This is a genomic window from Planomonospora algeriensis, assembly GCF_977012225.1.
Window position 1 is genome coordinate 1 of the sequence record NZ_CDRNDK010000097.1, and the last position, 12,195, is coordinate 12,195.

Annotated in this window: 6 protein-coding genes and 1 pseudogene; 6 read left to right on the forward strand and 1 reads right to left on the reverse strand. The window is 70.1% G+C overall.

Annotated elements, in window-relative coordinates:
- Window positions 1–449 precede the first annotated feature (449 nt).
- The gene (locus tag ACWJ6R_RS13140; protein ID WP_449062486.1) at window positions 450–731 is read left to right on the forward strand and encodes a hypothetical protein; all 282 of its coding nucleotides are present in this window, start codon (window positions 450–452) and stop codon (window positions 729–731) included.
- A gap of 194 nt (window positions 732–925) precedes the next feature.
- Here the strand turns inward: ACWJ6R_RS13140 and ACWJ6R_RS13145 are convergent, their stop codons facing one another.
- Entirely contained in the window at window positions 926–1,309 is a 384-nt protein-coding gene (locus ACWJ6R_RS13145) for an STAS domain-containing protein (protein ID WP_449062487.1), read from the reverse strand.
- A gap of 404 nt (window positions 1,310–1,713) precedes the next feature.
- Here ACWJ6R_RS13145 and ACWJ6R_RS13150 point away from each other — a divergent pair, with 404 nt between their 5' ends.
- The 5 genes and pseudogenes from ACWJ6R_RS13150 to ACWJ6R_RS13170 form a co-directional block, all read left to right on the forward strand.
- A complete protein-coding gene (locus ACWJ6R_RS13150) occupies window positions 1,714–3,270 on the forward strand; it encodes a cellulase family glycosylhydrolase (RefSeq protein ID WP_449062488.1) in 1,557 nt (518 codons plus the stop codon).
- A 340-nt stretch (window positions 3,271–3,610) separates the two neighbouring features.
- On the forward strand, window positions 3,611–6,559 hold the full coding sequence (locus ACWJ6R_RS13155) for a glycoside hydrolase family 48 protein (RefSeq protein WP_449062489.1): 2,949 nt from the start codon (window positions 3,611–3,613) through the stop codon (window positions 6,557–6,559).
- A gap of 166 nt (window positions 6,560–6,725) precedes the next feature.
- Window positions 6,726–9,270, forward strand: a pseudogene (locus ACWJ6R_RS13160) (glycoside hydrolase family 9 protein).
- A gap of 112 nt (window positions 9,271–9,382) precedes the next feature.
- On the forward strand, window positions 9,383–10,960 hold the full coding sequence (locus ACWJ6R_RS13165) for a cellulase family glycosylhydrolase (RefSeq protein WP_449062490.1): 1,578 nt from the start codon (window positions 9,383–9,385) through the stop codon (window positions 10,958–10,960).
- 109 nt (window positions 10,961–11,069) lie between these two features.
- The coding region (locus ACWJ6R_RS13170) for an endo-1,4-beta-xylanase (protein WP_449062491.1) at window positions 11,070–12,195 on the forward strand (1,126 nt) is incomplete at its 3' end.

Below are 12,195 nucleotides of genomic sequence, written 5' to 3' on the forward strand. Positions count from 1 at the left end.
CTCCGACTCAGCCTGAGACCGATTCGGTGATCCGGGGGCGCAGGAGGTGGCCGACGGTCTGGCGGCGGCGCGGGCCAGGCGCAGGAGGGCGGGAGGCTCTGCGCGGCGCCTGATCGTCCATCGCACGGCGGCCGTCACCGCCCTGACGCTGGTCACCGGCTTCCTGGTCTGGAATCAGGTCGGCGGCGAGCGGAACGGAGCCGTCACCTCCCTCGGCCGCCGCGCAGCCGGGTCCAGCCCTCACGAAGGACCCCGTTCCGGTTCCCTCTTCCGGGGAGCCGCCGGAAGGCGGGACCGGGACCGGCGGAGCACCGACCGGCCGGCCCACCGCGGCCCCGGACGCCGGACGGGACCGGGAGACCGACACCGGACGGGACCGGGAGACCGACACCGAAAGGGATCAGGAGGCCGGCACCGGCGGGGCCGGGGAGTCGAGCGCGGAACCGACGGTGCTGCTGGTGGAGAACCCGCGGACGGAACGGCTCACGCTGGAGCAGAGCGTACGGCGTTTCAACGCCCTGCTGGCCCAGAGCGCAGGCAGGGGGGAGATCCGCCAGGACGTGGCGCTGGACCTGCGGCAGGTGCTGGCCAACAGCGTCTGCTGCGCCCAGGACCTCACCCCGGTCCGGCAGAAGATCGCCGACCGGCATCGGGAGGGCTCCCTCACCGGCCGGCTGCACAAGTCGCTGAACGCCCAGCTCACGACCATGGCGGTGCTGCTGGACGGATGAGTACGGCCCGCCCGGGGACGCGGACACCGCCGCGTCCCCGGGCGGACGGGGCTCCCGGAGCGGGTGCGTGCGGCGGAACCGCGGCCTCCGGCCGGGGACGGAGCCCTCAGGCGGGAAAGCCCTCAGGCGGAATCGCGGCCTCCGGCCGGGGACGGAGGCCTCTGCGGGGAGAGGCCCCGGGTGAGGAGGGCCCGTCAGGCCGGCGTGGGGGGCTGGGCCCGGCCGGAGCGCCGGGCCGGGACGTGGAGCATGGCCTCGGCGACGGTCGGATCGGTGGGGAACGCCTCGCTGAGCCGGGTCAGCTCCAGGAGCCGCTGCAGGAACCCCCGGACACCCGCCAGCCGGAGCCACCCTCCGGCCTCGAAGGAGCGGCGCAGCCCGGCCAGCAGCAGCCAGACCCCCGTGGAGTCGCAGAACCCCAGGGCGGAGACGTCCACGATGAGGTGGACGTGCCCGGCCCCCAGCACCTCCGAGATCGTCTTCTCCAGTTGCGGGGCCGATACCTTGTCCAGGTCTCCGGAGACGGAGATGACGGCGCAGGCGGGGTGGGAGATCACCTCGATGGACAACTTCGTCAATGTTCGCCTGCCTTCGAGCTCTACCGCGGAAGCGGCCGTGGTGTTGCGACAGGCGCGATGGCCGTTACCGCCTAACGTACAGGGGCGATCAAGCGAACACAGCCCCGGGTGGAGCGCGTGTTCCCCGTCCGGACGGACACGTCCGAACCGCACTCGGTCAAGGACCGCGCGGATGAAACTTTCACCCGGCCCGTCCCGCCGTGTGAGCCGTACCGGCCGAGCTAGAGGGGGTCGCGCACCCCGCCGGGAGGCTCCGGGCCGCGCGGGGAACGGTTGACGCCCGCCCGGCGGGCACCGAACCATGACGACGCGACCGGCCGCACCCCCATCCACCACGAGGTTCCCGCCTCGCGAGCAGATCCCGTCCTCGAAGGGCATCTCATGAAAGTCCTGCGTGTCCGCAGGTGGTCGGCCGCTTCCGCGGCGCTCGCGACCACCGCTGCGCTGGCCGTCGCGCTCGGCTCCTCCCCGCGGGGGCGGCGGCCGGGACCGGTACCGGCTACCTGCACACCTCCGGCAACAAGATCGTCGACAGCACCGGGGCGACCGTCCGGCTGACCGGAATCAACTGGTTCGGCATGGAGACCGACAACAAGACCTTCCACGGACTGTGGTCGAGCAACCCCTGGAAGGGCCAGATCGACAAGATGGCCTCGCTCGGCTACAACACCCTGCGCGTGCCGTTCTCCAACGACGCGCTCAAACCGGGCGCGACCGCCAGCGGCGTCAACGACTTCGTCAACCCCGATCTGGTCGGCAAGAGCCCGCTGCAGATCCTCGACATGGTGATCGACTACGCCGGGCAGAAGGGCATGCGGATCATCCTCGACCGGCACCGCCCGACCGCGGCCGGGCAGTCCGCGCTCTGGTACGTCGCCTCGACGCCGGAGAGCACCTGGATCGAGGACTGGAAGATGCTCGCCCGGCGCTACGCCGACGACCCCACCGTCATCGGGGCCGACCTGCACAACGAGCCGCACGCCGAGGGCACCAACCCGGCCGCCACCGGCTCCTGCTGGGGCTGCGGCGACCCCGCCCGCGACTGGCGGCTGGCCGCCGAGCGGGCGGGCAACGCGGTGCTCTCGGTCAACCCGAACTGGCTGATCTTCGTGGAGGGCGTGAGCTGCCCGAGCGGGGGCCTGTCCAACGTCTGGGACAACGACACGAGCAACGACGAGGACTGCGGCTGGTGGGGCGGGAACCTCTCCAAGGCCAAGGAGTTCCCGGTGCGGCTCAGCGTGCCGAACCGGCTGGTCTACTCCCCGCACGAGTACGCCACCTCGGTCTACCGCCAGGACTGGTTCGACGACCCGTCCTACCCGGCGAACATGCCGGCGATCTGGGACAGGTACTGGGGTTACCTGCACAAGGAGAACATCGCTCCGATCATGATGGGCGAGTTCGGGACCACCATGCAGGCGGCGGTGGACAAGGTCTGGCTCCAGGAGCTGATGAAGTACACCGGTACCGGGGTGAACGGCATGTCGTTCACCTATTGGTCATGGAACCCGAATTCGGGTGACACCGGCGGTATCGCCAAGGATGACTGGACCTCGATCAACCAGGACAAGCAGGACATCCTGCAGCCCTACCTGATCCCGCCGGTGGGCGACGACGGCCCGGACCCGACGGTCACCCCGACCGTGACCCCGACGGTGGACCCGGCCTCGTGCACCTCGTCGTACAAGCTCGTCAACTCCTGGCAGGGCGGCTTCCAGGGCGAGCTGACGGTCAAGAACGGCGGTTCGGCGCTCAACGGCTGGACGGCCACCTGGAAGATGCCGGCGGGCGTGACGCTCAACAGCGCCTGGAACGCCGTCGTGACGGCCTCCGGGACCACCTGGACGGCGAAGGGACCCGCCTGGGCCCCGAACCTGCCCGCCGGGCAGTCGGTCACCATCGGCTTCACCGCGAACGGACCGCAGGGCGAACCGGCCGAGGTCGCCTGCTCGGGCGGATGAGCCGCGCCTCCGGTGCGGCGGCGGGTCCGGAGTCCGGGCCGGGCCGCCGTACCGGAGGCCGGTCCGGAGTCCGAGCCGGGCCGGGCCACCGTACCGGAGGCCGATCAAGCGCTCGGCTGAAAGTTTCACCGAGGGGAAATCACCCCGGCCGGATCGCCGCAGCCTGGTGGCCCTTGACACGAAACGCCGGTGTAACCGGGGATACACGCCATTGACATCCCGGGGGCGCACTCCAGAATCCTGTTTGGGAGCGCTCCCACCCATCTTCTCCCTTGCCCGATCCGACGCGAGGCCGTCACCAGCGGAATCACGACGGGTCCACCCCTGGAGGACCTTTTCGATGTACAGATCCCCCATCAGAGCGGGAGCGCTCCCACACCGTTGGCAACGCGGTCGGAGACGGATCGCGACCCTCGCCCTGCTCAGCCTGACGGCCGGCACGACGACCGCCCTGGCGGCCTCACCGGCCTTCGCGGCCGTCTCGTGCGACGTAGCCTACTCCACCAACGACTGGCAGGGCGGCTTCACCGCCAGCGTGACGATCAAGAACCTGGGCGACCCGCTGAACGGCTGGACCCTCGGCTTCGACTTCCCCAACGCCTCGCAGAAGCTGGTGCAGGGCTGGAGCGCCACCTGGGCGCAGAGCGGCAGCACCGTCACCGCCAAGAGCATGGACTGGAACGGCAGGCTCGCCACCGGCGCCTCCACCAGCATCGGCTTCAACGGCAGCTGGTCGGGGAGCAACCCCAAGCCGGCGGCCTTCACGATCAACGGCACCACCTGCGGCGGTGACCCCGGCAACCAGGCCCCGTCGGTGAAGCTCACCAAGCCGGCCGCCGGGGCGGGCTTCACCGCGCCCGCCACGGTGGAGATCACCGCCGACGCCTCCGACGCCGACGGCACGGTGGCCAAGGTCGAGTTCTACAACGGCAGCACGCTGCTGGGCAGCGACACGAGTGCGCCGTACGCCTACGACTGGACCGGCGTGGCGGCGGGCAGCTACTCGCTCACCGCCAAGGCCACCGACGACAAGGGCCTGGCGAAGACCTCCGACCCGGTCGGGATCACCGTCTCGGCCGACAGCACGCCCGCCGTGGTGGTCAGCCCGGCCTCGGTCGCCGTCCCCGAGGGCGACTCCGAGACCGTCTCGGTCAAGCTCTCCAAGGCCCCGGCGGCGAACGTCACCGTGACGACCGCCCGGACCTCCGGCGACGCCGACCTGTCCGTCGGCTCCGGCGCCTCACTGACGTTCACCCCGGCCAACTGGAACACCGCGCAGACGGTGGAGATCGAGGCGGCCGAGGACGCCGACCAGGCCTCCGGCAGCGCCGAGTTCACCGCGAGCGCCACCGGCCACACCGCGGCGAAGGTGGCCGCCACCGAGGTGGACAACGACTCCACCGGCGGCGACAACGAGTACATCAAGCGCTTCACCACGATGTACAACAAGATCAAGGACCCGGCCAACGGCTACTTCTCGCCCGAGGGCGTGCCGTACCACTCGGTCGAGACCTTCCTGGTCGAGGCGCCGGACCACGGGCACGAGACCACCTCCGAGGCCTACAGCTACTACCTGTGGCTGGAGGCGGCCTACGGCAAGGTGACCGGCGACTGGAGCAAGTTCAACGAGGCCTGGGCCTCGATGGAGAAGTACATCATCCCCTCCACCGCCGACCAGCCGACGAACTCGTTCTACAACCCGTCCAAGCCCGCCACCTACGCCGGTGAGTGGGACGACATCAAGCAGTACCCGTCGAAGCTGGACAGCGGCGTCTCCGTCGGCGTGGACCCGATCGCCAACGAGCTGAAGAGCGCCTACGGCACCAGCGACGTGTACGGCATGCACTGGCTGCTGGACGTCGACAACACCTACGGCTTCGGCCGCTGCGGCGACGGCACGACCAAGCCCGCCTACATCAACACCTACCAGCGCGGCCCGGAGGAGTCGGTCTTCGAGACCATCCCGCAGCCGTCCTGCGACACGTTCGCGCACGGCGGCAAGAACGGCTTCCTGGACCTGTTCACCGGGGACGCCTCCTACGCCAAGCAGTGGAAGTACACCAACGCCCCCGACGCCGACGCCCGCGCCGTCCAGGTGGCCTACTGGGCGCACACCTGGGCCAAGGAGCAGGGCAAGGAGTCGCAGATCTCCTCGACGGTCTCCAAGGCCGCGAAGATGGGCGACTACCTGCGCTACGCGATGTACGACAAGTACTTCAAGAAGCAGGGCTGCACCAGCACCTCGTGTGCGGCCGGCACCGGCAAGGACAGCGCTTCCTACCTGCTGAGCTGGTACTACGCCTGGGGCGGCGCCGCGGACCCGGCCGCCGGCTGGGCCTGGCGGATCGGCTCCAGCCACAACCACTCCGGCTACCAGAACCCGATGGCCGCCTGGGTGCTGTCCAGCGTGGACGCGCTCAAGCCCAAGGGCTCGACCGCCGTGGCGGACTGGACCACCAGCACCAAGCGGCAGCTGGAGTTCTACCGCTGGCTGCAGTCGAGTGAGGGCGCGATCGCCGGCGGCGCGACCAACAGCTGGCAGGGCCACTACGCCAGCCCGCCGTCGACCCTGCCGACCTTCTACGGCATGGCCTACGACTGGCAGCCGGTCTACCACGACCCGCCGTCGAACCAGTGGTTCGGCTTCCAGGCGTGGTCGATGGAGCGGGTCGCGGAGCTGTACTACGCGACCGGCAACGCCGACGCCAAGGTCGTGCTGGACAAGTGGGTCAAGTGGGCCACCGACAACACCACGATCAACGCCGACGGCACCTACCAGATGCCCTCGACGCTGGTGTGGACCGGCCAGCCCGACACCTGGAACCCGGCCAACCCCGGCTCCAACTCCGGCCTGCACGTCAGCGTCCGGGACTACACGACCGACGTGGGCGTGGCCGGCTCCTACGCCAAGGTGCTGATGTACTACGCGGCCAGGGCCAAGGACACGAACGCGCAGAACGTCGCCAAGGGCCTGCTCGACGGTATGTGGAAGAACAACCAGGACGCCAAGGGCGTCTCGACCGTGGAGACCAAGGCCGACTACAACCGGCTCAACGACCCGGTCTACGTCCCGCCGGGCTGGACCGGCAAGATGCCCAACGGCGACGTGATCGACAGCAACTCGACCTTCCTGTCCATCCGTTCCTTCTACAAGAACGACCCGGACTGGCCGAAGGTGGACGCCTACCTGAAGGGCACCGGCCCCGCGCCGACCTTCAACTACCACCGCTTCTGGGCGCAGGTCGACGTCGCCGTCGCCCTCGCCGAGTACGGCCGGCTGTTCCCCTGACGTCACCTGACGTCCCGTGACGTCACCTGACGTCCCGGCACCCCCGACGCCGGGTCCGGCACCTGACCCCGGACCCGGCACCTGAAAGACCTCGGGGCGCGGCGGCATCCCTGACCTGCCGCCGCGCCCCGGGCACCACCTTCTCCCCGAGAGGCACCCCCCACCGATGAAGAGATCCATGGCGGTGCTCGCGCTGGCGGCCCTGGCGGCCGTCCCGGTGCCCGCCGCGACCGCCGCGGCGTCATCGACGGCCTCGGCGTCCACGACGGCCGCGGCGGAGTTCGCCTACGGCGAGGCGCTGCAGAAGTCCCTCTGGTTCTACGAGGCCCAGCAGTCGGGGAAGCTGCCGGACTGGAACCGGGTGGGCTGGCGCGGCGACTCCGCGCTCGACGACGGCAAGGACGCCGGGCTCGACCTGACCGGCGGCTGGTACGACGCGGGCGACCACGTGAAGTTCGGCCTGCCGATGGCGTTCACCACGACCATGCTGGCCTGGGGCGCGGTGGAGTACCGCGACGCCTACGCCGACTCCGGGCAGCTCACCCACCTGCTGAACAACCTGAGGTTCGTCAACGACTACTTCATCAAGGCCCACCCGTCGCCGAACGTGCTCTACGGGCAGGTCGGCCACGGCGGCAAGGACCACGCCTGGTGGGGACCGGCCGAGGCGATGCAGATGGAGCGGCCCGCCTACAGGATCGACGCCACCTGCGGCGGGTCGGACCTGGCCGGGGAGACCGCGGCGGCGATGGCCGCCTCCTCGATCGTCTTCCGCCCGACGAACGCGGCCTACGCCGACACGCTGGTCGAGCACGCGCGGGAGCTGTACGCCTTCGCCGACACCGTGCGCAAGAAGTACAGCGAGTGCATCACCGACGCCCAGGGCTACTACAACTCCTGGAGCGGCTACAACGACGAGCTGGTCTGGGGCGCGATCTGGCTGCACCGGGCCACCGGCGAGGCCGCCTACCTGGCCAAGGCCGAGTCGTACTACGACAACCTCGGCACCGAGCCGCAGAGCACCACGAAGTCCTACAAGTGGACGATCGCCTGGGACGACAAGTCCTACGGCTCCTACGTGCTGCTGCACAAGCTCACCGGCAAGCAGCGCTACCTCGACGACGCAACCGGTGGCTGGACTACTGGACGGTCGGGGTGAACGGGCAGAAGATCAGGTACTCGCCCGGCGGGCAGGCCGTACTGGACCGGTGGGGGTCGCTGCGCTACGCCGCCAACACCTCGTTCGCGGCCCTGGTGCACGCCGACTCGATCACCGACGCGACCCGCAAGGCGCGCTACCACGACTTCGCCAAGCGCCAGATCGACTACGCGCTCGGCGACAACCCGCGCAAGTCGTCCTACGTGGTCGGATTCGGCGCCAACCCGCCGAAGAACCCGCACCACCGCACCGCGCACGGCTCCTGGACCGACCAGCAGACCAACCCCGTCGAGACCCGCCACACCCTGTACGGCGCGCTCGTCGGCGGCCCGCCCGACCCCGACGACGCCTACACCGACAGGCGCGACGACTACGTGATGAACGAGGTCGCCACCGATTACAACGCCGGTTTCACCAGCGCGCTGGCGCGGCTGTACGGCGAGTACGGCGGGAGCCCGGCGGCGGCTTCCCCGCGGAGGAGACCCCCGACGGCCCCGAGATCTTCATCGAGGCCGGGGTGAACGCCTCCGGGAGCGCCTTCACCGAGATCAAGGCGATCGTCCGCAACCAGTCGGCCTGGCCGGCCAGGAACCTGGACGACGGCTCCTTCCGCTACTACTTCACCCTCGACGGCGACACCACGGCGAGCCAGATCACGGTCAGCTCGGCCTACACCCAGTGCAAGCCGCCGACCGGCCCGACCCTGCTGTCCGGCAAGACCTACTACGTCACGATCGACTGCTCCGGCACCTCGATCTCCCCGGCCGGGCAGTCCCAGCACCGGCGCGAGGTGCAGTTCCGCCTCGCCTCCTCCGGCACCTGGGACCCGTCGAACGACTGGTCGTACAAGGGCGTCGCCACCACTCCCGGCGCGACCCCGGTCCGGGTGGAGAACATCACCGTCTACGCAGGCACCGAGCGGATCTGGGGGAACCCGCCCGGCGACGAGCCGCCGCCGGTCGACGACGACACCCCGCCGAGCAAGCCCGGCAAGCCGGCCGTCTCCGCGGTCACCGGGAGCACGGCGAGGCTGACCTGGACCGCCGCCACGGACGAGGTGGGCGTCACCGGCTACGACGTCTACCGCGGCACCGCCAAGGTGGGGACCGCCTCCGGCACCTCCTACGACCTGACCGGCCTGACCCCGGCCACGGAGTACAGCGTGCACGTGGTGGCCCGGGACGCGGCGGGCAACGCCTCCGAGGCGTCCGAGAGCACCTCGTTCACCACCACGGAGGCCCCGGCGGGCGGCTGCACCGCCGTCTACAAGGTCGGCAACGGCTGGCAGGGCGCCTTCCAGGGCGAGGTCACCGTCACCAACGCGGGCGCGGCCGCCATCAAGGGCTGGACCGTGACCTGGCGGTTCCCGGACGGCCAGGTCATCAGCCAGCTCTGGAACGGCGCGCACACCCAGACGGGCGCGGAGGTGACGGTGAAGAACGTCGCCTGGAACGGCGCGCTCGCCCCGAACGCGTCCGCCTCGTTCGGCTTCACCGCGAGCCAGAGCGGCGCGAACGGCGTCCCGTCCCCGGTGTCCTGCACCGCGAGCTGACGAGCCCGCGGAAGCCGGCGGCCCCGTCGGCTCCGCGGGCCTCAGAGCCCCCGGCCGGCGTAGTGGACCCCTCCGCCCGGCCGGGTCCCACCCTCCCCACCAGAGGCAGGTAATGAGAGCACGACTGGCGGTTCTCGCCGCATTCCTCATCGCACTCGTCGTCCCATCGATCGTCGCGATCACCCCCGCCCACGCCGCCACCGGCATCCACGTGAGCGGGACGAAGATCGTCGAAGCGGACGGGAGCGACCTCGTCCTGCGCGGCACCTCCCACGCGCACACCTGGTACACGAGCCAGACGGCCTCCTTCGCCGGCATCAAGTCCCTGGGCGCCAACGCCGTGCGCGTGGTGCTGAGCGGCGGCCGGTGGACGCCCAACGACACCGCCGACGTGGCGAACGTCGTCTCGCTGTGCAAGCAGAACAAGCTCATCTGCGTGCTGGAGAACCACGACACCACCGGGTACGGCGAGCAGAGCGGCGCCTACACCCTGGACCAGGCGGTGGACTACTGGGTCGGCGTGAAGAGCGCGCTGGACGGCCAGGAGGACTACGTCATCATCAACATCGGCAACGAGCCGATCGGCAACAACGCCGTCACCCCGGGCTGGACCGAGGCCACCTCCGCCGCGATCAAGCGCATGCGCACCGCCGGATTCGACCACGCGCTCATGGTCGACGCCCCCAACTGGGGCCAGGACTGGTCCTTCACCATGCGCGACAACGCCAAGACCGTGGCCGCCGCCGACCCCGACAAGAACACGATCTTCTCCATCCACATGTACGGCGTGTTCGACACCGCCGCCGAGGTCACCGCGTACATGCAGGCCTTCCAGACGGCCGGGCTGCCGCTGGTGGTCGGCGAGTTCGGGCACGACCACTCCGACGGCAACCCCGACGAGGACACGATCATGGCCCAGGCGCAGGCGCGCGGCCTGGGCTACTTCGGCTGGTCCTGGAGCGGCAACGGCGGCGGCGTCGAGTATCTCGACCAGGTCACCGGCTTCGACGTGAGCAGGCTGACCAGCTGGGGCCGGCGGCTGTTCAACGGTCCCGACGGCATCGCGCAGACCGCAGTCGAGGCGAAGATCTACGGCGGCGGCGACCCCGAGGACACCGAGGACCCGTCCACGCCCGGCAAGCCCGCCGCCTCCGCGATCACCTCCTCCGGCGCGACCCTGACCTGGACCGCCTCCACCGACAACGTCCGCGTCACCGGCTACGACGTCTACCGCGGCACCACCAAGCTCACCTCCACCACCACCAACTCCGCCACCCTCACCGGCCTGACCCCCGAGACCGCCTACACCGTCCACGTCGTCGCCCGCGACGCCGCCGGCAACACCTCCGCCGCCTCCGAGACCACCACCTTCACCACCCTCGAAGGACCCTCCACCGGCACCGGCTGCACCGCCGCCTACCGCACCGCCAACTCCTGGCCGGGCGGCTTCCAGGGCGAAGTGACGATCACCTGCGCCGAACCCGTCACCTCCTGGCGCACCACGCTGACCTTCCCCTCCGGCGTGACCGTCTCGCAGAACTGGAGCTCGACCATGTCGGCCTCCGGCAACGCCCACACCTTCACCAACGCCGCCTGGAACGGCACCGTCGGCACCGGAGGCTCCACCACCTTCGGCTTCATCGGCTCCTGGAGCGGCTCGGGCACCCCGCCCACCCCCGTCATCTCCTGACCCCTCCCCTGGGGGTACGGCCCCGCCGGGCCGTACCCCCTCCCCTAGGCCTGCCTCCGAAAATTTCGGGTCCAACCAGCAAGTTTCTGAACCACGGGAAAGGAACACCATGCCTGAACTGTCCAGACTCCACCGAGCGGTCGCGGCCGGAGTGCTCGCCGTACTCCCGGCCGCCGCGGTCGTGGCGCTGCCCGCCTCCCCGGCGCAGGCGTCGTCGCCGCTGCGCGTCCACGCCGAGGCCCACGGCAAGTTCATCGGCACCGCGGTCGCCACCTCGCCGCTGGCCGGTGAGACGGCCTACCGCAACATCGCCGCCACGGAGTTCAACCAGATCACGGCCGAGAACGCGATGAAGTGGGACGCCACCGAGTCCAGCCCGAACCAGTTCAACTTCAGCGGCGCGGACCAGATCATGGCCTTCGCCGAGCAGAACGGCCAGCAGGTACACGGGCACACGCTGGTCTGGCACAGCCAGACGCCGAACTGGGTGCAGAGCCTCGGCGCCACCGAGATGCGCTCGGCCATGCAGAACCACATCAGCAGGGTCGCCGGCCGCTACGCGAGCAACCCCGTCCTGAAGTCGTGGGACGTGGTGAACGAGGTCTTCGAGGAGAACGGCAGCCTGCGCAACTCGTTCTGGTACCAGAAGCTGGGCGAGAGCTACATCGCCGACGCCTTCCGGTACGCCAAGGCGGCCGACCCCGACGCCAAGCTCTGCATCAACGACTACAACGTCGAGGGCGTCAACGCCAAGAGCACCGCGATGTACAACCTGGTCCGGACGCTGCGCGCGCAGAACGTGCCGGTCGACTGCGTCGGCTTCCAGTCCCACCTGGCGATCCAGTACGGCTTCCCGAACATCCAGGAGAACATGCAGCGCTTCGCCGACCTGGGGGTGGAGGTCCGGGTCACCGAGATCGACGTCCGGATGCAGATGCCCCGGAGCTCGTCCAAGGACGCCACGCAGGCCACCTACTACTCCAACGTGGTCAAGGCCTGCCTGGCGGTGAGCCGCTGCTCCGGCGTGACGATCTGGGGCTTCACCGACAAGCACTCCTGGGTCCCGGACACCTTCTCCGGTGAGGGCGCGGCCCTGATCTACGACGAGAACTACGCCAAGAAGGCGTCCTACACCGCGGTGCACGACGCCCTGGCCGACGGGGACACCGGAGACCCGGACGACACCGAGGACCCGTCCACGCCCGGCAAGCCCGCCGCCTCCGCGATCACCTCCT

Bases quoted from the DNA above. Each gene is read 5' to 3' on its own strand.
- ACWJ6R_RS13155 (WP_449062489.1), top strand. From the start codon at position 3,611: ATGTACAGATCCCCCATCAGAGCGGGAGCGCTCCCACACCGTTGGCAA.
- ACWJ6R_RS13165 (WP_449062490.1), top strand. From the start codon at position 9,383: ATGAGAGCACGACTGGCGGTTCTCGCCGCATTCCTCATCGCACTCGTC.